Genomic DNA, 22,231 nt, shown 5'->3' on the forward strand with positions numbered 1-22,231 from the left:
GCGCTGGTGACCTGGAGGTTCATGTTCTCGTCGTCGCCAACTTTCACGAAATTATCCTGCTTGCCGTCCAGCTTATCGGCGTTGAGCTGTTCCTTGTCGATATTGTCATGGAAGCCCTGCCGGGTGATGGGGATCTGTACTTTCTGACCATAGCTCCAACCACTGAACACAATGCCTAAAGATATGATTAGTAATGTTTTTTTCATATTGTTAAGTTACGCCTATGCTACACTGCAAATTTACTACCAATTATAGTAGATAAGCAATCCCGCTGCAGGCATATAAAGTAAATCATATGCGTTATTGACTGTATATCTCTTTACAAATTCAATACCATGGCTGATCTGCTGATTTATTTCCTTTTACAGAAATTGACCAGCGGCAAAACGGCCTGCCGGATTGGCGGGGGAACCGGGCAAGAAAAGGGGCAAAAAGCGTACATTGCAGGCTGATACACGATTGGAGACGGCGGGAATTAACAATTCCATAATGTTATCTTTTCATGAAACGGGAAAGGGGTGATTAATTTTGTGCCGTCTTTAAACACCCAAATTATGTTGATGGAACCAGCAGTAGCAGTAGGAAAAATTCTGGTCGTGGACGATGAGGCCGATATCCTCGAAATCATCAGTTACAACCTCAAGAGCGCGGGGTACGAAACGGTGACGGCCAAAGACGGGCTCGAAGCCATTCAGAAAGCCAAGATCTTCCGGCCCGACCTCATCATGCTGGACATCATGATGCCTAACAAGAACGGGATCGACACCTGCCGCGAGCTCCGCCGCCTGCCCGAGTTCAAGGATACCATGGTGCTGTTCCTCACCGCATTGAACGACGAGAAGAGCGAGATCGAAGGGCTCAACATGGGGGCCGACGACTACATCGCCAAGCCCATCAAGCCCAGGCTCCTCGTTTCCCGCATCAACGCCCTCTTCCGCCGGCTGAACAAATCGGAAGAACAGCAGATCCAGCTGGGCGACCTCATCATCGACCGCGAAAAATTCACCGTAACCTATAAAGGCGACGAGATCATCCTCGCCAAAAAGGAATTCGAGCTCCTCCAGCTCCTCGCCTCCAAACCCGGCCGCGTTTTCCTCCGCAACGAGATCCTCAACCAGGTATGGGGCACCGAAGTAATCGTGGGCGACCGCACCATCGACGTACACATCCGTAAAATCCGCCAGAAACTCGGGGTCGATCTCATCACCACCGTTAAAGGCGTAGGCTACAAATTCGAACTCTGAAAAGCAATCAACCCGAACCTTTCTACCGTATCCGCACCTGTGTGGCCACCGGCTTTGTGAATTATGGCATCTTCAAGTAAAAAATTTAGTTTAATTTCCAGCAATCTCAACCTACACGCTCTCTGGAGTATGCTGAAAGCCAAAAACCTGTCCCCACAGAAACTAGCCGCCTTTACCGCGTTCATCCTGTCGGTCGTTATGGCCCTCGGATGCCTCGTCATCGGCGCCAACCTCAAGGAAACCCTCATCGCCCTGGGGCTCACCTTCCTCGTGGCCTATTTCCTCTACCTCTACACCCTTCAGAATTTCATCTACCGGAAAATCAAGCTGATATACAAGTTTATTTACCAGACGAAAGCCTCCAAGCGCGAGGAATTCTTCAACAAAAACATCCTCCCCCTCAAAACGATCGAGGAAGTAAGTGAAGACGTGGAAAAATGGGCCTTCCAGAAAAGGGAAGAACTGGAAAACCTCCGCCGCAACGAAGCGTTCCGGAAAGAATTCCTCCTCAACCTCTCCCACGAGCTTAAAACCCCCATCTTCGCCGTTCAGGGATACATCCATACACTGCTCGACGGCGCCATCGATGATCCCCAGGTGAACAAAGTTTTCCTTAAAAACGCGACCAAAAATATCGACCGCCTCTGCCGCCTCATCGACGACCTCGACGAAATTTCCAAGCTCGAAAGCGGGGAAATGACCATCAATAAGGAACAATTCGTGATCCAGGACCTCATCCGCGATGTGTTCGACACCCTGTCCATCAAAGCCAAACAGAAGGATATCAAATTCAGCATCAAGAAAGGTTGCGAAGCCCCCATCATAGTAAATGCCGATAAGGAAAAGATCCGCCAGGTGCTGATCAACCTCATCGAAAACTCCGTGAAATACGGCAAACAGGAAGGCCAGACCATCGCCAGCGTTTATAATATGGACGGCAAGCGCGCACTGGTCGAAATCTCCGACACCGGCATCGGCATGGCCGAAGAACACCTCCCACGGGTTTTCGAACGCTTCTACCGTACCGACCGCGCCCGCAGCCGCGACATCGGGGGCACCGGCCTCGGCCTCGCCATCGTAAAACATATCGTGGAAGCGCACGAGCAGACCATCAACGTGCGCAGTAAAGTGGAAGTAGGCTCCACCTTCGGGTTTACCCTCGAACTGGGCCGTGAGAATTACCTGTAACTTTTAGGCATACACGCCGTTTAACGGGAAACAGCCAAAAATCCCCACATGATACAGAAATTCCTATTCCTCGTTATCGCAGCAGGTACCTTCCTCGCTGCCTGCAGCAAAAAAGGCGACGACGCCACCCTTCAGTTCGACGGCCCCGCCAACGAAATTTCCGGAGAATGGGTGATGAACGGCGTTATCCCCAGGCCCGAAGAGCCCCGCTCCGCCATCATTCCCAAATACCAGTTCGGCACCAATATGCGCTATACGCATACCAGCGGCTTCTCCATCGCTCCCAAAACGGAAACGGGTGAATATTTACTGATACAGCGGCCGCCGATCGGCCTGTATGTATTGGTGATGAAACCAGATAACGGCGCGGAATACCAGATAGAACTGCGGATGCAGCCCGACAACTCCGCCATGTTCGGCGCCCTGCTCTATTTCAAGCGCCGGTAAACCTTAGAAACGGTACTGGATGCGCGCGGTAAATACGTTGTCGGGGATATCGTCTTCGAACCCTTCCAGCAAGGTGCTCTCATTCCACACCCGGTCGTACCACAGCACGAGCTTCATGTTTTCATTGTAGTAAAACACGTACCCGAACCCGAAGGTATCGTAACGGACGTCGCCGCCGGTAAGGCTCTTGGCCGCCGCATCCCCGATCTGGCGCCCTTTTACGGCACGGTTGGGATCGTACCAGTCATATTTCAGCACCAGCTGGTGCTGGGGATGCCCCAGGTGCTGCAGAAAGGAAAAATAGGCACCGTCGAAAGGACGGATATACAGTGGCGCAAATGCCCCTGTTCTGTCGACCGGGATGATGCCCGGCGTTTCCGTATCGAGGCGCGTGGAGGTTTGGGTACCGCGGATATATTCGGCACGGAACTGCGTGGAGCCGCGCTCTTTGCCGTTGGGGATCACCAGCTGCGCATCCGCCCCGTAATATTGCCTCGGCGCGATCACGCCTACGTTGGCAGCACTGGAATCCACGTCGAAGTCCGTTTTCCCGCTTTCCATCGTATAAATCTTGTTGGTAAACTGCTCCATCCCGCCGTAGAGGATACTGCCGCCGACGGACAGCAGCCAGCCCTGTGCATTGATGGGCTTGGGTTTCATGGCCACCCGGGCGATGATATCTTTATGGCTGTCGAAGTCCGAAGGGCCGGAGAGGCCCTGCCCGTTGAAAAGGCCTACGTCTACTTTCAGGTAATGAAGGGGATGGGTTTTGGAACGGGGCTCGAAGGTCAGCATACCGCCCATGTCGCGCTCGCTCCGCATCAGCAGTTGGCTCATACGCCCCCGCTCGGGCGCTTCCCGGTCGCCGGAAGATAAGTTCACCTCATAGCCGAAAGGCCGCGCAAACATGCCCATCGTCAGGGCCATCACGTCCCACTTCCCGTCGAACAACCGGCCCCAGAAGTCACGGATGTTTACACCGCGCTCCGTACCGTCGAACTGGAACACGAACTGCACCGTAGGCAGGTCGCGCTTGTTGTAGTGGGCATAGTCGAACCGGACGCGGCCCCGGCGGAGCATGAATCGGTTATCCACCTGCTTGTTGAAATCCCCGCCGGCAAAGCTTTCTATGCCCTTTCCGGAAGCGTACTGATATTGCGGCTGCATGTAGCCGCTGATGCGCAGGTGGTCGTAGCGCTTGTAAATGGAAATCATGCCCTTCCCGAGATCGGTGGTTGTATCGATCATATCCATCAGAAACTGAGCCTTTACGGAGATCGCCGCCAAACTGAGAAATAATGCCAGGAATCCTGTCCGAACCGAGAATCGCAATGCCTTCATCCGGCAAAAATACGGAACGATACCCTGGAAACAAAACGCCCGGGCAGGTGCCCGGGCGTTGTAGATTATAACGATTCGACAGATGCTTGATTAGTACGCCTGCTGGCCAGGGTTGAAGTTGGTCCAGCCAGTCAGCCAGTTTTCGGTACCGAACGCGCCGCGGAAAGTTTCCGTTTTGATGCCGGTAGCGGCCTGGAAGGTACCGTTGAGGGCTTCAGAACCGGTTTTGGGCAGGAAGTTCGGGTTGGCCAGGTTGAAAGGATCGGTGAGGCCAACGGCATCAGCGGTAGCAGCTACGAAGTTGAACTGTCCGTTTGCGGTAGCCATCGCCTGCAGGGCAGCGATACCTTCGTTGATCATGGCAGTACGGTCTGCGCCGGACAGCGGGTCAGCGGGATATTTGTTACCGGTCACATAACGGGCGGTAGCGGAATCCGTGCTGAAGGGCTTGGTTACGGCAAACACGATATTGTTCTTCCATTTGCTCACGTTGTTCTTGTAATCGTCCCAGGAAGCGGCAGATTCGATGGAGAAACCGCCTTTCTGGTTGCCGAGCAGGATGCTGTTCACGAAAGTGAAGTTGGTCGCTCTTCTCCAGCGGTTGCCCAGGTTGTGGTTGGACAAGGTGCCGGTGGCATTGTTAGGCCCAACGATGGTCATGTTGGAGATAACGGGGTGCGTGCGGGGAGTGGCGGTGTTGCCCTGGCCGTCGTTGTCGCACTCGATGCCGTTACCAGCGTCGCCCGGGTCCACGAAAGTGGGCTGGCGGAGCGCTACTGCGTATTGTACGGTGCCGGTATAGCCGAAATCGAAGTCGAAATCGTCGTCAGCCGTAGCGAAGGCCACCAGGTGGGTAGGGCTAACGGTGCCGCCGAAGAATTCGAAAGCATCGTCATTAGCCCAGGACGTCATCACGTGATCGATCACGGTTCCTTTACCAACACCACCCAGGGTGAGGGCGTTGATCTCGGAGTTGGGCTGAGCGGCGATACCTGCGTATTCGATACGAACATATTTCAGGATGCCGGAGTTGTCGTTGTCGTCGGTACCACCGTAGTAGCGGCCTACGCCACCTTCGATCTGGGGCTCGGTGCTGCGGTTGGTTTTAGCTTTACCCAGGATGATGATACCACCCCAGTCGCCGGGCTGGCGCTGGCCTGCCGCTTTGCCGGAAGTGAATACGATGGGTTTGGAAGCAGTACCTGTTGCGAAGATCTTCGCGCCGCGCTCGATGATCAGCGCGCCTTTTTCGGTAACGTCGCTCTTGATCACGGTGCCTTCCTGGATGGTCAGCGTCGTTCCTTCGGGGAAGTATACGTAACCTTTCAGGGTCCATACTTTATCTGCGGTCAGCGTCTTGCTGGATGTTTGCACACCGCTCAGTACCGTAGGCTCGTCGGGCGTCAGATCGTCTTCGTCAGTGTCGTTGTTACGGCAGGAAGAGAGTGCCACCGCAGCTCCTAAAGTAAAAGCAAGGAATTTTACAAGTTTCATTCGAACAGATTTTCAGTGATTGAATTGCAGTGCAAAAGTGGTATCCCAATGTTACGTGCACTTTAACACGGCGTTATGAAATTGTTACTGTGTCTGGCTTATTTCTTTTTGCCCAAACCAAACTGGTAAGAGAAGTTCAGGCTGATGTTGGTGCCCTGGCGCTGAGAAGTAATGATCTGGTCAACGCTTTCGTTGTACGACTTCTTGTTGTCGTTGTTCTGGTAGAAAATGAATTTCTGGTTCAGCAGGTCGCTTATGTTCAGGCGCAGGTCGCCGCGTTTGTTGAGGATCTTTTTACCGATCTGCAGGTCCAGCAGGTCGCGGCCTCTTTCGTAAATGTGCGGATAGCCCTCAAAGCCCACCAGGTAAATACGTTGCCCCATTTTGTTGTAGAGCAGCCCGAAGGAAAGGTTCGTTTCGGGATGATCGTATTGCAGGCCGGCATTGATCAGATAGGGGCTCTGTCCCTGCAGGGACCGGGAAGGCCCGTCGGAAGAGCCGCCTACCAGGTTAACGGAAGAGTGGATGTAAGAGAAGTTAGCAAACGCGGTCATATTCTGGAAGAAAGGCTCGGCAGAAAGGAAGTCCAGCTTCTTGCGCAGTTCCAGTTCAAACCCGAACGCTTCGGCATTGTCGGCATTTTCCACGCGGATCTGGCGGCGGTTGGGCGTAGAGCCCGCGTCCACCGTTTGCTCGATCGCATTCTTGAAACGCTTGTAGAACACAGACGCAGTCACCGCTTCGCCCACGCCCGGGTACAGTTCGTAACGCAGGTCGGCATTGGTGATGAGGGCGCGCTTCAGGTCAGGGTTACCCTGCAGGCTGCTGTACGTCACGAAGTCATAATACACGAAGTTGCTCAGCTCGCGCAGCTCCGGGCGGGATACCGTTCTGCTGCCGCTCAAACGGATGTTCGATTTCTCGTTCACCGCGTAAGAGATATTGGCGCTCGGCAACAGGTCGAAGAAAGTCATGTCTTTCTTGATCGATTTGCCGGAAGCATCCGCCGTGCTGATGTATTGATAGTAGGATTCACCGCGCGCGCCCCAAACGATGCGCAGCTTGTCGGCGATCTTGTTGTCGAACTGAATGTAACCCGCGATGAGGTCGGAATTAGCTTTGTAACGGTCGGAGTTGTTGGTGATCTCGTCCATCACGAAACCATTCTGGCCGATATTAGCGGGATCGAAGATCTGGCCCGGCGCCAGCGTAAGCAGGTCGTCGTTGAAATCGGCCGTGTTGGTACGGATGTAACCGAGCACACGGGCGCTGAAGTCGCGCTCACGGTACAGCTTCTGCCCGCCGATCTTTACGTTCTGCTTCTGCCCGCTGATGGTAAACGGTACGGTCAGTGAACCCATCCCGCCAACACCATATTCTTCCAGGGTGGAATAGAAACGGGAAACGTTGCGCGCCGCCGTGCCGAAGGGCACCATCGCCTCGTAAGGCACGTTATCGGAAGCGTTCAGGTCGCGGCGGTAGCTCAGCACTTTCATGTCGGGCTGGTTACGGTCCGTGAGCGAATAGTTCAGGTTCCAGTCCAGCTTCCAGTCGCGGGTATTGATCTTATGGCTGCCCTCGAGCTGGGAGTTGAGCATCGTTTTGATGGTCAGTTCCTGGCCATGGCTCATGATCTGCGCATTGGCGTCGTTGTTGAGGCCGGAGCGGTAGATGTAATTATTATCCAGGATACGGTTGAAGATGTTCTTCAGAGATATCTTGTTGTTGCGCTTCACGTAGGTAAAGTTGGCGATGGCGCCAAGGCTGGAGTTGAAGCGGTTGATGTCTTCACTGAAATTGAAGCTCCGCACTTTCCCGCTTTCGTAGTCCATACGCTCGCCTTCATAAATATTCTCGGAATTGCGGTAGGTAAGGCTGATGATGCTGCCGAAAGAACCGTCGTTCTTCAGGCGGGTGCGGTTGCCCCAGGTCACCTGGTAGCTCTGCGCCGGGAGTGCCTTGCCGCGGTCGCCCACGCCCCAGGTATTGTTGAAATCGCGGGTGAGCCCGAATTTCTGTTCGTTGGAGAGCGGTGCGTACTTGCCGCGGGAAGAAGGCCAGGAGCCCGGGAGCTTCAGCGTTCCGTCTTCCAGCGTCAGCCACTCGCTTTTGCCGCGATCCATGCCGCGGGTTTCCCTGAAAGTAGTCTGTGTGTTATAACCCAGGCCGATATTGAAGGAAAGGAAGTTTTCGGTGGGGATGTCTTTGGTGATCACCTGGATGAGGCCGCCGGCGAAGTCGGCGGGCATTTCCGGGGATGCGGTTTTATTGATAACGATGTTATCGATCAGGTTGGAAGGAATGAGGTCGAAGGAGAACGCCTTACGGTCGGGTTCCGTGCTGGGCAGCATGGCGTTGTTGATCGTGGCGGTATTGTAACGGTCGTTGAGGCCGCGGATGATAATATACCGGTTGTCCTGGATGCTGGCGCCGCTTACGCGCTTGAGCACGTCGGAGGTATTGCGGTCCGGGCTGCGGCGGATGCTCTCGCCGGAGATACCGCTGGAGATGCTTACGTTATTCTTTTGGGCAACGTACAGGGCGTTGATCGTTTCCTGTTTGTAAGACCCGCGGATCACCACTTCCTGGAGCTCTTTGGATTTGGGCTCGTCCAGCGCGATGTCCAGGTTGGTCACCTGGCCGCCTTTCACCACCACGTCTGCGATGGATTTGGTCTGGTAGCCCATGTACTTATAGTCTAAAGTATAGGTACCCGGCGCGAGTTGCAGCAGGTAGCGCCCTTCGACGTCGGTTACGGCGCCTTTGGCGGTATTCTGTACCATCACTGTCACACCGATCAGCAGTTCGCCTGTTTTCTTATCCGTCAGTTTCCCGGATACTTTGCCGGTTCCGTCCTGCGCGAAAGAAGGAAGGCAGGCGATGCATAAAATCCCGATAATTTGTACAGCAGTAATAATGCGTTTCACGTATTTGTGTATTGATTACGGCCGCAAAACTACCATGGTGCCATTACGCCAATGTTAAGGCAATATTACCAGAATGTTAATTGTTAAGAAATCATTAAAGAATTATTAACAGGTTACTGAAACCCGCTACAGCACAAGCTTCCATGCAAACACACAGTATTACATGGCAGGGTTGCCGCCCTGGCGCAGGAGCCATTCGATGGAGAGATCGATGCCGCGGGCCGGCGGCGGCGGTGCTTCGGAAATGGGAGGAAGCTGGAAAAGGCGAAGGCTTTTGTTCATGAAGGGCTTCAGGTTCATATTGCAGAGCTCCAGTGAAAAATGGAACCTTTCTTCCAGGTCTTCTTCGAATTCGCGCAGGCTGAGGGTTTCGTCGATAGGATATTCGATGAGCGCATCGTCTTCGAGGCCTGCTTCGCGGAGGGTGTTGAAACCATTGGCGAGGGAATGACGGATATACACGGCGGCATTACAGTGGAGGAGCCGCTGTATCTGCATCTGTAACAGGGATATCGTCATGAGTGGGTGTAGCTTGAGCGTCTTCATTATCATCGGATCGGTTACGCAAACTTACCCTCCCGGCGTTACCTGAATATTAAGCAAACGTTATAAATGTGTGAAAATTAACGGGTGAAGGAAACCGTCCGGGCCACAACGCTCCATTCCAGCTGCAGGGTTTCATCGTCTTCTTCCGCCACCGGCGCCTTCTTTTCGGCGTGCTGGTACAGGCGCCACTGGCCGTCGGCGTATTCCAGCGCGGTGAGGCTCTCCACCCAGTCGCCCGAGTTGAGGTAGGTGACGGTGCGCCCGTTCACCTGTTCTTCCCGGATCACGGGCTGATGGATGTGACCGCAGCACACCACGTCAATTTCTTTATCCGCGGCGATCTCCACCACCGTCTGCTCGAAATCGGAAATAAATTTAACCGCCTGCTTGACGCCGGCTTTCACTTTCCGGGAAAACGACATCTTCTCCCTTCCCATTTTTTCGAGGAGGTGATTGACGAGGCGGTTGAGGATGATGAGGAGGTCGTAGCCCTTCCCCCCGAGCCTGGCGAGCCATTTGGAGTTTTTCATGGTAACGTCGTACACGTCGCCATGGAAAAACCAGTGCTTCTTGCCGTCTACATCTATAATTAATTTATTATCTATGAGGAAATTGCCCAGGCCGAACCCGGCGTATTTGCGGAGGGCTTCGTCGTGGTTGCCGGTGAGGTAGTAAACGTCTGTGCCTTTCCCCATCATTTTGAGGATGCGGCGGATGACTTTCGTATGGGATTTGGGAAAATACCGTTTGCTGAACTGCCAGATGTCGATGATATCCCCGTTGAGGATGAGGATTTTGGGCTGGATGGAGTCCAGGTACTGTGCGAGCTCTTTGGCGTGACAACCGTAGATTCCGAGGTGGACGTCGGAAATAACTACAATATCCAGTGGTCGTTTGTCTGACATTTGATGGATTATGAGGGTTTCTGCAACTTTTTTACATCAAAATTGTTATTTATATGATGCTGTTGTAAGGCCCTGGTATTCTGTCACAAAGGAAAAAATGCTATATTACTCTTATATTAATTCAATGTTACCAAAACATTAATTCTTACAATTTCCTCGGGCTATTTCTATTAGAAAACTAATTTTGCGGGCAAATTTCAACAAACACTAATTTTTATGGGAGGCTTTAATTCTATTGTGAAACTGTTCATGCCGAAAGACAGGGTGTTCTATTCTCTTTTCGAGGACGTGGCGGCAAACCTGGTAGAGATGGGTAAGGTGCTGGTGGAGCTGGTGGAAACCAAGGACCCTTCGGTTCGTAAGGATAAAGTGCACCTGATCGAGCGGCTGGAGCACAAGAACGATGACCTTACGCATCGTATTTTCGTAGAATTGGGGCAGAACTTCATTACGCCTTTCGACCGGGAGGATATTCACTATCTCGCCTCTACGCTGGACGACGTGGCCGACTACATCCATGGTTCCGCCAAGCGTATCGACATGTACAAGGTGGTGGAGATCAATGACAGCGTGCGCAAGCTGGCAGACCTGATCAACCAGGGCGTGCAGGAGCTGGCCCGGGCGATCCCCGAGCTGCGCAACATGAGCAATATGCGTGCTATTACGGATGCGTGCGTAAAGATCAACAGCCTGGAGAACCATGCGGACGATATTTACGACCGTGCGATTGCGGATTTGTTTGAGCAGGAGAGCAATGCGGTGGAGCTGATCAAGATGCGCGAGATCTATCAGGCGCTGGAAATCGCTACCGACAAGTGCGAAGATTCCGCGAACGTGATAGAAACCATCATCATTAAATATGCGTAGCCGCTAATCCCGACAGCTCATGACATTTCTGGTAGTCATTATCATACTGGCATTTATTTTCGATTATATCAACGGATTCCACGACGCGGCGAACTCAATCGCCACGATCGTGTCCACCAAAGTGCTGACGCCGTTCCAGGCGGTATTGTGGGCCGCGTTGTTCAACTTTGCGGCGTTTTTCGTTTCCAAATACATTTACGGGGAATTCAAGGTGGGTAATACCATTGCGAAATCGGTGTTCGAGGAGTTTATTACCCTGAAGGTGATCTTCTCCGGGCTGGTGGCCGCGATTACGTGGAACCTCCTGACCTGGTGGTACGGTATCCCTTCCAGTTCTTCCCACACCCTGATCGGTGGTTTCATCGGCGCCGCGGTGGCTAACGCCCATGGGTCGTTCGACGTGATCAACTTCTCCAAAGTGCTGCCCACGGTGTACTTCATCGTACTGGCGCCCTTCATCGGCATGGTGGTGGCATTTCTCATCACGGTGTTTATCGTCAACGTTTCCAAAAAGGCCAATCCGTATAAAGCGGAGAACTGGTTCAAGCGCCTGCAGCTGGTATCTTCCGCTGCGTTCAGCCTTGGCCACGGCGGTAACGATGCCCAGAAAGTAATGGGTATCATCGCGGCCGCCATGGTGGCGCACGGGAGCATCGGCCACCTGAAGGACGTGCCGGACTGGGTGCCTTTCGCCTGCTTCGCGGCGATCGGCCTGGGTACGCTGAGCGGCGGCTGGAAGATTGTGAAAACGATGGGCACCCGCATCACCAAGGTGACCCCGCTGGAAGGCGTGAGCGCCGAAACCGCGGGCGCCATCACTCTCTACATGACGGAAAGCTTCGGTATCCCGGTGAGCACCACGCACACCATTACCGGTTCCATCATCGGCGTAGGCGCCACCAAACGCCTCTCCGCCGTACGCTGGGGCGTTACCGTGAACCTCCTCTGGGCCTGGATCCTTACCATTCCCATCAGCGCCGCCCTTGCGGCAGGGGTTTTCTTCATCGTGAACCTCTTCATTAAATAAGGCTTTGCATTACAGCAATAGAGAAAGCCGTCCGCCTGGGACGGCTTTTTTCATATATGCGGTGGTCACGTCCTGAAATAGGTTGACACCCGGCATGCATAATGGCTCAGCAGGGATACAGTAGGGATACCGTACTGAAACAGTACTAAATCCTGAAAATGACAATCCACGTGCTGGTTCATGACAAAACCCTGACCCCTGGGCGGGAATTGTCATAAAACGGGGTGGTATCCGTTTGAATATTGCATTTATTCACAAAATAATAGGGGAATAAGGAAGGTTCGACTATTTTTGTGCCTCCAAAAACCTGATATTAAGCCATGAAAGGAATTATCCTGGCAGGAGGCTCCGGGACCCGGCTCCACCCCATCACCTTCGCGATCAGCAAGCAGATCATGCCCGTTTATGATAAACCGATGATCTATTATCCCCTTTCCACCCTCATGCTGGCTGGAATCAGGGAAATTCTCATTATCAGCACCCCGCATGACCTTCCCGCATTCCAACGCCTTTTTGGCGACGGCAGCCGGTATGGCCTGGATATTTCCTATGCGGAGCAACCCGAGCCCAACGGGCTGGCGCAGGCTTTTGTGATCGGGAAGGATTTTATCGGGAATGATCCCGTTGCCTTGGTGCTGGGAGACAATATATTTTACGGCTCCGGCCTCGGCAGCCAGCTTGCCAATAACAGCAACCCGCAGGGCGGAATCGTTTACGCTTACCAGGTTTCCGATCCGGAACGCTATGGCGTGGTAGAATTCGACGCCGCCATGAAGGCGATCTCCATTGAAGAGAAGCCCGCCGTTCCCAAATCCAATTACGCGGTGCCGGGGCTTTATTTTTACGACAACGAAGTGGTGGAGATCGCTGCCAACCTCAAGCCCAGCGCGCGCGGCGAATACGAGATCACGGATGTAAACAAGGCTTACCTGGAAAAAGGCAGGCTGCAGGTTTCCATCCTCCCGAGAGGCACCGCCTGGCTCGACACCGGCACTTTCGATTCCCTCATGCAGGCCAGCCAGTTTGTGCAGGTCATCGAACAGCGGCAGGGCATCAAGATCGCCTGTATCGAGGAAATCGCATGGCGGAAAGGTTTTATCAACAACGAACAACTACAAAAACTCGCGCAACCGCTCGTAAAAAGCGGTTACGGCGCTTATTTGATGAATCTGATTAAATAGTCACTCAGTATGCAGAAAGTCCTTGTTACGGGCGGTTGCGGATACATCGGATCGCACACCATCGTAGACCTTATCAACAACGGCTTCGACGTGGTATCGGTCGACAGCAACATCCGCAGTTCCACACAGCTCCTGGAGGGAGTGGAAAAAATCACCGGGCGTAAGATCCGCAACTACAAAGTGGACCTTTGCAACCTGGAAGACACCAATGCCGTTTTCCATGAAAACCGCGACATCGTGGGCGTTATCCACTTTGCGGCGCTGAAGAGCGTGGGAGAATCTGTAAACGAGCCCCTGCTGTATTTCCAGAACAACCTCACGTCGCTGGTCAACGTCCTGAAATGCATCCGTGAATACAAGATCCCCAATTTCGTATTTTCTTCTTCCTGCTCCGTGTACGGCAACGCCACCGAGCTCCCCGTAGTGGAAACCACCCCGCTGGGCGAGGCGCAGAGCCCTTACGCCCGTACCAAGCAGATGGGCGAGCAGATCATCGAAGATTTCAGCCGGGTGAACACCACCAACAGCATCCTGCTGCGCTACTTCAACCCAGTAGGCGCGCACCCTTCCGCACTGATCGGCGAACTGCCCCTCGGCAAGCCCGACAACCTGGTGCCGGTGATCACACAGACCGCCATCGGTAAAATCCCGAAGCTCACCGTATTCGGCTCCAAATACAATACCCGCGACGGTTCCTGCATCCGCGACTACATCCACGTGATGGACATCGCCAATGCCCACACCAAAGCCCTGCAGTACCTCATCGAAAAACGCAACAGCAGCAATCTCGATGTATTCAACCTCGGCACCGGCAACGGCGTAACCGTGCTCGAAGCCATCAAAGCGTTCGAGAAGGTATCGGGCCAGCAACTGAATTATGAAATGGGCCCCGAGCGCCCCGGCGACGTGATCGCGATCTATGCCAACAACAGCAAGGCGAAAACCATGCTTGGCTGGGACCCGCAGATCGGTATCGAAGATTCGATGCGTACCGCCTGGCAATGGGAAGTTGCGCTGCGCGACCGTGTTTTACAGAATTAATTTATTTTATTTTCTAGCTTTGCGACACAAATTTCTGGCATTATGGTAAAAGACATACAAGTACTGAACGAGAAGGAGACCCGCGGCGGATTCGGCGAGGGCATCCTGGAAGCAGGCAGAAGGAACCCGAATGTGGTGGCCCTCACGGCCGACCTGCTCGGTTCCATGAAACTGCAGGCGTTTATCAAGGAATTCCCCGACCGCTTCGTTCAATGCGGTATCGCGGAAGCCAATATGATCGGCGTGGCCGCAGGCCTCACCATCGGCGGCAAAATCCCCTATACCACCACTTTTGCCAACTTCTCCACCGGCCGCGTGTATGACCAGATCCGCCAGTCGGTAGCCTATTCCGGCAAAAACGTTAAAATCTGCGCATCCCACGCCGGCCTTACCCTCGGCGAAGACGGCGCCACGCACCAGATACTTGAAGACATCGGGATGATGAAGATGCTGCCCGGCATGACCGTGATCGTGCCCTGCGACTTCAACCAGACCAAAGCCGCCACCATTGCCCTGGCCGACCACGAAGGCCCGGCATACCTGCGCTTCGGCCGTCCCAAATGGCCCAATTTCACCCCTGAAGACCAGGAGTTCCAGATCGGGAAGGCGCAAATCCTGAACGAAGGCACAGACATCACGCTCTTCGCCTGCGGGCACCTCGTATGGAAATGCGTGGAAGCCGGCCGCATCCTCGAAGAAAAAGGCTACAGCGTGGAGCTCATCAATATCCACACTATCAAGCCCCTCGACGAGGAAGCTGTCATCAAATCCATCACCAAAACCGGCTGCGCCGTTACCGCTGAAGAACATAACGTGCTCGGCGGCCTCGGGGATTCCATCGCCCAGGTAGCAGCCCGCCACAATCCCATCCCCATCGAATACATCGGCACCAACGATACATTCGGGGAAAGCGGCAAACCCAACGAATTGCTGACCAAATACGGTCTGGATACGCCTAATATCGTGGCAGCGGCTGAAAAGGCCCTTGCGCGAAAAAAAGGTTAAAATGCTATAGCGACGTTAAACCTTCGCCCGAAAAAACCATCTTATTGATGGTTTTTTCTGTTTTTACAGCAAACCCGGAACGCGGATAATGGTTATATTAGGTGTCAAAACCGGCATTCTCCAGGGGATTCCGCTCATATTATCGTAAAAACGCCTATGGGTGTAACGCAAGAAGATAAAGAACTACTGTCGATATTCAGACAACCGGACACCCGGGAGAAAGGTTTCACGCTCATTGTCAGGAAGTACCAGGAGAAGCTCTACTGGCACATCCGCCGCCTCGTGATCAGTCACGACGACGCTAACGACGTGCTGCAGAACGTATTCATCAAAGTCTGGAAGAACCTGGATAATTTCCGGGAAGACGCGCGGCTGTACACCTGGCTGTACAAGATCGCCACCAACGAATGCCTCACCTTCCTCGACAGCCTGAAGCGGAAATCCGCCCTCTCCCTGTCCGACATGGAATCGGGCCTGGCCAATAAGCTGGAGGCCGATCCCAATTACGATTCGAAGAAAATTGAATGGAAGCTCCAGAGCGCCATTCTCAGCCTCCCGGAAAAGCAGCGCACCGTTTTCAACCTCCGGTATTACGATGAAATGCCATACGAGGAAATGAGCCGCGTGCTGGATACTTCGGAAGGCGCGCTTAAGGCATCGTATCATCATGCCGTTAAAAAAGTGGAAGATTTCTTAAAAAATCATTAACAGTTAAACCATTCCGCTATAGAATGGTCATACTTACATATGCCGCAGAAAGGAAAAGATATCGCAGATGAACTGAAGCAGGTTTCGCCCGGGCTGCCCGATATGGGCGAAACGCCCGCGTATGGCCTGCCGTATGAGTATTTCGACAAATTCCCGGATGCCCTCATGGACCGGGTGCGCAACCTGGCGGCGGAAGAGGAAGTGACGGAAGAACTGATGGAAATCGCTCCCATCCTCGCCTCCATCCCCCGCAAAACCGCGCCTTTCTTTACCCCGCACGGGTATTTCAAAGGGCTCGACCGCCAGCTTATCCAGGGCAGCGGCAACGAGCCGGCCACCAAAGTGATTCCCATCGGCCGGAAAATCCGGCTGTTCAAACGCTGCCTCGCGGCCGCAGCCATCGCCGGTGTGGTGGTGGTTTCCGCCATCTGGGGCGTAAGGGAATGGACGGGCAACAGCATCGACCGCAGGATGGCACAGATCAGCGACCAGGAAATCGTAGATTTTCTCCAGTACCGCTCGGATGATTTCGATGACGAGAATATCTTTGCCAACGTATCGCTCGAAGCAGGTATGCCTTCCGTGCTGCCCGAAGGACTGAGTATAGAAGAAATCGATCTTATGCTGGAAGACAACCTCTTGCAGCAGACACAGCTAAATAATTGATAACCAGATGGAACGAATTAAGTTGATAGGGGTATTATTCGGATTCATCGGCATTTTCATGTTGCCGGCGATTTCCCTGCCTGCGCAGAAAGCGCCGCAGGATAAGCCTGCCTCGAAAGAAGATAAGGTCAAATCCCTCGAAATCCTCTATATCTCCCGCGAACTGGACCTCACGCCCGAAGAAGCCCAGAAATTCTGGCCGGTATACAAACGGTATTCAGAAGAAGTGAACCAGCTCATCGTGGAAAGGCGCAAGAAGAACAAGGAACTGAAATCCAAACCCCGCACCGATGCCCTCGCCAGTGAAGCCCTGGATAAGGAACTGGGTTTCGAGAAACGCATGGTGGATATCAAGACGCGCTACAAACAAGAGTTCCTCAAAGTACTGCCCGCCGCCAAGGTTACCCAGCTGTACCGCGCGGAAAGGGAGTTCCGGTCTATGATGATCCGCCAGCTCAAAGAGCGGCGCGAGAACCGGGGCAACGACAATCGCCGGTAAACGAGGATGCCCGGGCTTCGGCTAAATGGTTCATGACTGGAATTTTGTAGTGGGTTGCCTGGTATCGTGATAGAATAAAAATGTCCATCCTTCCGCGATCCCTCTTTCCATGTACGCCTGCCGCAATTCGCTCGCGCGCTTGCCGTCATAATCGTACTTCGCCACAAATCGGCTCCGCATCTGGGAAATCTGCGGGGCCTCATCTCCCCCGAAAAATACTTTATCCTCCCCGTCGTCGATCAGGAACACCTGGTGCTGGGGGCAATGCCCGCCCGACCATTCATAATGGATATACCCGTCGATCGTGCCTTCGCCTTCGGTGAACACTACGTTATCGCGCTGGGCGAGCAGGTCGAAATCTTCCTTGTGGTAAGATTTGCCGTCGTTGGCGAAAGCGTAATCCAGTTCTGGTTTGGAAACGTAATAGGTGGCATGCGGGAAACTCAGGCTGCGCTCGCCCGTTACAGGATCGGTGGAGATAACGCCGCCGGAGTGGTCTTTATGCAGATGGCTCATCAGCACCTTGGTCACTTCCATGGGGTTGATGCCATTGTCGATGAGGTTTTGATGGAGTTGCAGGATACCGTCGGCATTGCGGAACCCCAGTCCCGTATCCAACAGTATGATATCCCGGTCCGTAATCACGAGAAAAGGCTGGATCTCTACCAGCAAAGAGCCTGCGGGCCTGTTTTTCAGCTGATCCTTCCTGTCGTCGAATGGGACAAATTGCTTGGTTCCGTCTACGGTAAAGCTTCCTTCCGAAAGCGGTATGATACGTGCCATTGCACAAATGTAACGAATCGGCCCCTATCTCAAAACCATCTGCCGGTCGGCATCCAGCCGCAGCATGATGAAGATGAGCATGGTAAACGTCATGAGCGACGACCCGCCGTAAGACACCAATGGCAAGGGTATCCCGATCACCGGGGCCAGGCCGATGGTCATCATGATATTAATCGCCAGGTGGAAGAAGATGATGGAAGCCACGCTATAAGCATATACGCGGCTGAAGGTACTTCGCTGCCGTTCCGCGATGAAGATGATCCGTAAGAGCAGGGACACGTAAATCCCCAGGAAAAAGACGCTTCCGACATAGCCGAAATCCTCGCCGATGGTGCAGAAGATAAAGTCGGTGGATTGTTCCGGCACGAAGTCGAACCGGGTTTGGGTGCCCTTCAGATACCCTTTCCCCAGCAAGCCGCCCGAACCGATGGCGATCATCGACTGGCGGGTGTTGTAGGTCGCTTTGGGATCGTTTTCCTGCCCCAGCATCACGTAAATGCGGCGCACCTGGTAATCCTTCAGCACGTTGGTGAATACAAACGGCACTACGTACATCACGAACGAAGCGCAGAACGCCCAAACGGCGATGATGACTACCAGCCGCGACTTGTTCCGCCTGATCTGGAAGCGGTTGAAATATACGACAAGGGCGGCCACGCCGGTAAAGATGTAGAGGAGGATGAACTTATCGATCAGCAGGGCGCTCAGCACGAGCACGATGCCGGAGAACGCGATCACCAGCAATACGCCCGGCAGGCCTTCGCGGTACATCACCAGGAAGAAGGCGAGGTATACGAGCGCAAGGCCTGTTTCGTCCTGCAGGATAATGATCGCCAGGGGGAACATGACCATGCCCACCGCGATCAGCCGGGAACGCAGTTTGGTGAAGTCAGTTTCCATGGCCGACAGGTATTTTGCCAGGGCCAGGGCGGTACATAGTTTGGTGAATTCCGCCGGCTGGAAGCGGAAACCGCCGAGTTCGAGCCAGGAGTTCGAGCCCTTCACCCCGGTTCCTATAGCCAATACCACGAGCAGCAGCATGATGCCGAATGCATAGAAGAGATTGGCGGTGGCGGTGAAAAATTTGCTGTCGGTCAGCCAGATACCCGTTGCCAGCACGATAGACACGCCGAACCACAGTACCTGCCTTGCCCAGTTTTTATTCTGGCTGAGGAGGTTCTGTATCACATTGTCGCCTTCGCGGTATTCCGCGGCGAAGATCGCCAGGAAGCCGATGAATACCAGCGCGAGGTACATCCCGAGAACGGGCCAGTCGATGCCGGCGGTAAGTTTCGCTTGTGAGCGGTTCATGGTGTCTGTTTCGCGTTTTATTTAGTGTCCGAGTATTTTACGCATGATGACGGCTCCTTCGGCGCCAGCGTAGTTTACGCTGTTGAGGGAGTCGAGTTTCGATTTATTCTTGATCTCCTGGGAGAACGTATTGGCGGCGAGCATCTGTTCGAGCACGGGCTTGCGTTTCGCGGAGATGGAATCCGTCAGGTATTTTTCCATGAGGATGCTGGCGATGGGCACCGCGTAGGTGGAACCGAAGCCCGCGTTCTCCACTACAACGGCGATGGCGATCTTCGGATTGTCTTTCGGCGCGAAGCCCACGAACAGCGAGTGGTCTTTCAGCTTCACCAGCTTCCCTCCCACTACGGCATTGTTTTCCGCCGTACCGGTCTTCCCGCACACTTCGATCCCTTCGATCTGGGCCTTGCGGGCAGTACCGCTGGTCACCACATCGTGCATGCCATCTACCACCGACTGGAACGCGTCGTTGGAGATATGCGCCACGGAGTGTTTCTCCTTGTACTTTTTCAGTTTATCGGAATTATCGGAATCGATGCTTTCCACGAAGTGCGGGATATAATACCATCCGCGGTTGGCGATGATGCACATGGCGTTTGCGAGCTGCATGGGGGTAAGGATGAGCTGCCCCTGGCCCATGCCCACGTACATTTCGGAGCAGGAATTCCATACCCCGCGGTACACGCGGTTCATGCGGGCGGTATCGGGCACCACGCCGGGCGCTTCCGAGGGGATATCCACCCCGATGCGGCGGCCGAGGCCCATGGCTTTGAGGTATTCCACCCATTTGGCCTGCCCGTTCTTGGTGCCGCCCCATTTTTTATTGTCGACCGACAGGCGGTAGATGTGCATGAAATAGCTGTTGCAGGAATTCGCCAGCGCGGTGCGCATATTGGCGGCGTGGCCCGGGTTGCTGTGGGTGCAACGGGAGAAGCGGCCGCAGAGGCCGTCCCCGCCGTGGCAGGGGAACCCGAAGCTGGGAGTGATCACGCCTTCGTCGAGCGCGATAAGCCCGGTAATCGGTTTGAAGGTGGAACCGGGGGGATAGGCCGCCTGGATGGCGCGGTTCAGCATCGGCTTCACGGTGTCGGTGAAGAGGATGCCGAGGTTCTTGGCGCGATAGGAGCCGGCGAGCAGGTTCGGGTCGAAGGTGGGGCCGCTCACCATGGTGAGGATACCGCCGGTTTGGGGGTCGATGGCTACGATGGAGCCGATCTTTCCCGCCATCATTTTCTCGCCCAGCACCTGCAGGTCGATGTCCAGCGCCAGCCGCAGGTTTTTACCGGCAACGGCGGCGGTGTCGAAGATCCCTCCTTCCAGGGAGCCCTGCGGACGGTTGAGGTTGTCTTTCACGAGGTACTGGATGCCGCGCTGCCCCATGAGGATATCCTCATAAGTGCGCTCCAGGCCCGTCATACCGATATAATCGCCCTGCTGGTAGGCGCTGTATCTGCCGCTGGTATCGCCCAGCATGCCGGGCGTGATTTCGGAGATATAACCGAGGAAGTTGGCGCCCACGCCGTAGGGGTACGAGCGCACGGGCCTTTGTACCAGCTCGAAGCCGGGCTGGAACAGGTACATGCTTTCCTGGAGCTTGCCGTACATATCGGGCGAGAGCAGGCTGGCGAACACGGAGGGCCGGCGCGGGCCTTCGCGGTTCCTCGCCACCTGGACCCTGCGGAGGAATTCCTTCTTCTCGATCTCCAGGATCTCGCACATGTATGCCGTATCGATATTTTTAACGTTGATGGGGGTCACCATCAGGTCGTACAACGCTTCGTTCCGCATCACGGCGCGGCCATGGCGGTCGTACACGATGCCGCGGCTCGGGTAGATCACTTTGCGGAGGTGGGCGTTGGCATCTGCGAGTTTGGAATATTTGGTTTCCACCACCTGCAGGAAAAACAGTCTGGACACGATCACCAATACGGTGCCGAGCATGATAAACTGGATGACGCGCTTTCTGGACTGATTAAAAACGGACATGGCAGGTTGCTGGATTTATGCTTTATGGTTCCCTATTTCCTGCTGAAGAACAACAACTCGTATATCAGGATCAATAACAAGCTGGCTGCCGTAGACAACAAGATCTTCATCAGGAGGTACAGGGGGTCGGAAAAACTGAAAACGGACAAACAAAAATACGCGATGTGATGCAACAAGACCATTACGGTCACATAAATCGCGAACTGGGAAATTCCCATGGTGGTAACGGAAGGTGTGCGCTGGGGGCCTTCGAAGCCGCCCTGCGGACTGAGGACATTGAGCACGAACGGGCGCAGGTAGGCGATAAAGACGCATGCCGCGGCGTGGATGCCCATGGAATCGGAGAACATATCGAGCGTGAGGCCCAGCAGTAGGCCCAGGAGCTGAAGCGCCGGGCGGGGAATGTTGAAGGGCAGCAGCAGGATGAAGAGCATGTAGAGATATGGGTTCACCATCTGGTGAACGAGTATCCGGTCCAGCACCAGTACCTGGAACAGGATTAAGAGGATGAAACGGATGATATTTCTTAACAGTATGCTCATTTCAACATTTTGCGTGTCGAATCTTCCAGTCTGGTTTGCTCATCGCGCAACAGGTTCTCGATCACGTACACGTATTGCAGGTTATAAAAGTTGGTAGCCAGTTTGAGGCGGATGGTGTAAGACGTGCTCGCCTTCTCGCCCACATAAAACGTATCGATGTACCCGATATTAATGTTTTCCGGGAAAACGGCCGAAAACCCGCTCGTTACCACCGTGTCGCCTTTGTGCAGCTTTGCGCTCCTCGGAACGTCTTTCATGGTCACGTATCCGCCGTCGAACCCATCCCAGTACACGGTCCCGATTTCGCCGGAGTTCCGGAGGCGGGAGCTGAAGCTGAAGGAGGAAGAGCTGCCGTTGGATTTGGTGAGCAGGGAGATGACCACCGCGTAGTTTTCGCTGGCCGTACGCACCACGCCTACCATACCGTTCGGCCCGATCACGCCCATGTTGGGGCGGATACCGTATTTGATGCCGCGGCGGATGGTGATGAAGTTGGTGGTCTGGTTAACGGAGTTGTTGATGA

21 protein-coding genes are annotated in these 22,231 nt (G+C 54.1%); 11 read left to right on the forward strand and 10 right to left on the reverse strand.

Translation table 11 applies throughout. The features are described 5' to 3' along the window. The first annotated feature begins 554 nt into the window (after positions 1–554). From Q0510_RS04570 to Q0510_RS04580, 3 genes are all read left to right on the forward strand, one after another. The gene (locus Q0510_RS04570) at positions 555–1,244 is read left to right on the forward strand and encodes a response regulator transcription factor (RefSeq protein WP_298708680.1); all 690 of its coding nucleotides are present in this window, start codon (positions 555–557) and stop codon (positions 1,242–1,244) included. 129 nt (positions 1,245–1,373) lie between these two features. Continuing rightward, entirely contained in the window at positions 1,374–2,432 is a 1,059-nt protein-coding gene (locus Q0510_RS04575) for an ATP-binding protein (RefSeq protein ID WP_298708681.1), read from the forward strand. 48 nt (positions 2,433–2,480) lie between these two features. Further along, on the forward strand, positions 2,481–2,879 hold the full coding sequence (locus tag Q0510_RS04580; protein ID WP_298708683.1) for a hypothetical protein: 399 nt from the start codon (positions 2,481–2,483) through the stop codon (positions 2,877–2,879). A gap of 3 nt (positions 2,880–2,882) precedes the next feature. On the opposite strand, the gene Q0510_RS04585 is transcribed toward Q0510_RS04580, so the two are convergent. From Q0510_RS04585 to Q0510_RS04605, 5 genes are all read right to left on the reverse strand, one after another. Further along, on the reverse strand, positions 2,883–4,127 hold the full coding sequence (locus Q0510_RS04585; protein ID WP_298708684.1) for a porin: 1,245 nt from the start codon (positions 4,125–4,127) through the stop codon (positions 2,883–2,885). A 183-nt stretch (positions 4,128–4,310) separates the two neighbouring features. Then, entirely contained in the window at positions 4,311–5,714 is a 1,404-nt protein-coding gene (locus tag Q0510_RS04590; protein WP_298708686.1) for a hypothetical protein, read from the reverse strand. 98 nt (positions 5,715–5,812) lie between these two features. Beyond that, positions 5,813–8,641, reverse strand: a complete 2,829-nt coding sequence (locus Q0510_RS04595; protein ID WP_298708687.1) for a TonB-dependent receptor — start codon at positions 8,639–8,641, stop codon at positions 5,813–5,815. 159 nt (positions 8,642–8,800) lie between these two features. Continuing rightward, the gene (locus Q0510_RS04600; RefSeq protein WP_298708689.1) at positions 8,801–9,160 is read right to left on the reverse strand and encodes a hypothetical protein; all 360 of its coding nucleotides are present in this window, start codon (positions 9,158–9,160) and stop codon (positions 8,801–8,803) included. 104 nt (positions 9,161–9,264) lie between these two features. Then, positions 9,265–10,092 carry a UDP-2,3-diacylglucosamine diphosphatase gene (locus Q0510_RS04605; protein ID WP_298708692.1) on the reverse strand — a complete coding sequence of 276 codons (828 nt, stop codon included), beginning with the start codon at positions 10,090–10,092 and terminating at the stop codon, positions 9,265–9,267. 216 nt (positions 10,093–10,308) lie between these two features. Here Q0510_RS04605 and Q0510_RS04610 point away from each other — a divergent pair, with 216 nt between their 5' ends. The 8 genes from Q0510_RS04610 (at position 10,309) to Q0510_RS04645 (ending at position 17,086) form a co-directional block, all read left to right on the forward strand. Next, complete coding sequence (locus Q0510_RS04610) at positions 10,309–10,959, forward strand: DUF47 family protein (RefSeq protein WP_298708694.1); 651 nt, start codon at positions 10,309–10,311, stop codon at positions 10,957–10,959. Positions 10,960–10,978: 19 nt separating this feature from the next. Continuing rightward, positions 10,979–11,986, forward strand: a complete 1,008-nt coding sequence (locus Q0510_RS04615) for an inorganic phosphate transporter (RefSeq protein ID WP_298708696.1) — start codon at positions 10,979–10,981, stop codon at positions 11,984–11,986. A 320-nt stretch (positions 11,987–12,306) separates the two neighbouring features. After that, a complete protein-coding gene (gene rfbA / locus Q0510_RS04620; RefSeq protein ID WP_298708698.1) occupies positions 12,307–13,167 on the forward strand; it encodes a glucose-1-phosphate thymidylyltransferase RfbA in 861 nt (286 codons plus the stop codon). Between the two features lie 9 nt (positions 13,168–13,176). Then, positions 13,177–14,208 (forward strand): UDP-glucose 4-epimerase GalE, encoded by a 1,032-nt coding sequence (galE, locus tag Q0510_RS04625; RefSeq protein WP_298708699.1) that lies wholly within the window; start codon positions 13,177–13,179, stop codon positions 14,206–14,208. A 42-nt stretch (positions 14,209–14,250) separates the two neighbouring features. Then, entirely contained in the window at positions 14,251–15,213 is a 963-nt protein-coding gene (locus Q0510_RS04630; protein ID WP_298708701.1) for a transketolase C-terminal domain-containing protein, read from the forward strand. Positions 15,214–15,369: 156 nt separating this feature from the next. After that, a complete protein-coding gene (locus Q0510_RS04635) occupies positions 15,370–15,921 on the forward strand; it encodes a sigma-70 family RNA polymerase sigma factor (protein ID WP_298708703.1) in 552 nt (183 codons plus the stop codon). Positions 15,922–15,960: 39 nt separating this feature from the next. Next, a complete protein-coding gene (locus Q0510_RS04640) occupies positions 15,961–16,587 on the forward strand; it encodes a hypothetical protein (protein WP_298708705.1) in 627 nt (208 codons plus the stop codon). 7 nt (positions 16,588–16,594) lie between these two features. After that, a complete protein-coding gene (locus Q0510_RS04645; RefSeq protein ID WP_298708707.1) occupies positions 16,595–17,086 on the forward strand; it encodes a hypothetical protein in 492 nt (163 codons plus the stop codon). 30 nt (positions 17,087–17,116) lie between these two features. Here the strand turns inward: Q0510_RS04645 and Q0510_RS04650 are convergent, their stop codons facing one another. The 5 genes from Q0510_RS04650 to mreC form a co-directional block, all read right to left on the reverse strand. Further along, a complete protein-coding gene (locus Q0510_RS04650) occupies positions 17,117–17,869 on the reverse strand; it encodes an MBL fold metallo-hydrolase (protein WP_298708708.1) in 753 nt (250 codons plus the stop codon). Between the two features lie 24 nt (positions 17,870–17,893). Beyond that, the gene (rodA, locus tag Q0510_RS04655; RefSeq protein ID WP_298708709.1) at positions 17,894–19,180 is read right to left on the reverse strand and encodes a rod shape-determining protein RodA; all 1,287 of its coding nucleotides are present in this window, start codon (positions 19,178–19,180) and stop codon (positions 17,894–17,896) included. Between the two features lie 21 nt (positions 19,181–19,201). After that, a complete protein-coding gene (gene mrdA / locus Q0510_RS04660; RefSeq protein WP_298708711.1) occupies positions 19,202–21,166 on the reverse strand; it encodes a penicillin-binding protein 2 in 1,965 nt (654 codons plus the stop codon). 32 nt (positions 21,167–21,198) lie between these two features. Further along, on the reverse strand, positions 21,199–21,708 hold the full coding sequence (locus Q0510_RS04665; RefSeq protein WP_298708713.1) for a rod shape-determining protein MreD: 510 nt from the start codon (positions 21,706–21,708) through the stop codon (positions 21,199–21,201). Beyond that, the coding region (mreC, locus tag Q0510_RS04670; protein ID WP_298708715.1) for a rod shape-determining protein MreC at positions 21,705–22,231 on the reverse strand (527 nt) is incomplete at its 5' end. The genes mreC and Q0510_RS04665, both read right to left, overlap by 4 nt.

This window comes from uncultured Chitinophaga sp., from assembly GCF_937874145.1.
In the GTDB taxonomy this organism is placed as follows: domain Bacteria; phylum Bacteroidota; class Bacteroidia; order Chitinophagales; family Chitinophagaceae; genus Chitinophaga.

What these genes read in the sequence shown, in the direction of transcription:
- Q0510_RS04570 (WP_298708680.1), top strand. Translation starts at nt 555, where the DNA reads ATGTTGATGGAACCAGCAGTAGCAGTAGGAAAAATTCTGGTCGTGGAC.
- Q0510_RS04575 (WP_298708681.1), top strand. Translation starts at nt 1,374, where the DNA reads ATGCTGAAAGCCAAAAACCTGTCCCCACAGAAACTAGCCGCCTTTACC.
- Q0510_RS04580 (WP_298708683.1), top strand. Translation starts at nt 2,481, where the DNA reads ATGATACAGAAATTCCTATTCCTCGTTATCGCAGCAGGTACCTTCCTC.
- Q0510_RS04585 (WP_298708684.1), bottom strand. Translation starts at nt 4,127, where the DNA reads ATGATCGATACAACCACCGATCTCGGGAAGGGCATGATTTCCATTTAC.
- Q0510_RS04590 (WP_298708686.1), bottom strand. Translation starts at nt 5,714, where the DNA reads ATGAAACTTGTAAAATTCCTTGCTTTTACTTTAGGAGCTGCGGTGGCA.
- Q0510_RS04600 (WP_298708689.1), bottom strand. Translation starts at nt 9,160, where the DNA reads ATGACGATATCCCTGTTACAGATGCAGATACAGCGGCTCCTCCACTGT.
- Q0510_RS04605 (WP_298708692.1), bottom strand. Translation starts at nt 10,092, where the DNA reads ATGTCAGACAAACGACCACTGGATATTGTAGTTATTTCCGACGTCCAC.
- Q0510_RS04610 (WP_298708694.1), top strand. Translation starts at nt 10,309, where the DNA reads ATGGGAGGCTTTAATTCTATTGTGAAACTGTTCATGCCGAAAGACAGG.
- Q0510_RS04615 (WP_298708696.1), top strand. Translation starts at nt 10,979, where the DNA reads ATGACATTTCTGGTAGTCATTATCATACTGGCATTTATTTTCGATTAT.
- rfbA (WP_298708698.1), top strand. Translation starts at nt 12,307, where the DNA reads ATGAAAGGAATTATCCTGGCAGGAGGCTCCGGGACCCGGCTCCACCCC.
- galE (WP_298708699.1), top strand. Translation starts at nt 13,177, where the DNA reads ATGCAGAAAGTCCTTGTTACGGGCGGTTGCGGATACATCGGATCGCAC.
- Q0510_RS04630 (WP_298708701.1), top strand. Translation starts at nt 14,251, where the DNA reads ATGGTAAAAGACATACAAGTACTGAACGAGAAGGAGACCCGCGGCGGA.
- Q0510_RS04635 (WP_298708703.1), top strand. Translation starts at nt 15,370, where the DNA reads ATGGGTGTAACGCAAGAAGATAAAGAACTACTGTCGATATTCAGACAA.
- Q0510_RS04640 (WP_298708705.1), top strand. Translation starts at nt 15,961, where the DNA reads ATGCCGCAGAAAGGAAAAGATATCGCAGATGAACTGAAGCAGGTTTCG.
- Q0510_RS04645 (WP_298708707.1), top strand. Translation starts at nt 16,595, where the DNA reads ATGGAACGAATTAAGTTGATAGGGGTATTATTCGGATTCATCGGCATT.
- Q0510_RS04650 (WP_298708708.1), bottom strand. Translation starts at nt 17,869, where the DNA reads ATGGCACGTATCATACCGCTTTCGGAAGGAAGCTTTACCGTAGACGGA.
- rodA (WP_298708709.1), bottom strand. Translation starts at nt 19,180, where the DNA reads ATGAACCGCTCACAAGCGAAACTTACCGCCGGCATCGACTGGCCCGTT.
- mrdA (WP_298708711.1), bottom strand. Translation starts at nt 21,166, where the DNA reads ATGTCCGTTTTTAATCAGTCCAGAAAGCGCGTCATCCAGTTTATCATG.
- Q0510_RS04665 (WP_298708713.1), bottom strand. Translation starts at nt 21,708, where the DNA reads ATGAGCATACTGTTAAGAAATATCATCCGTTTCATCCTCTTAATCCTG.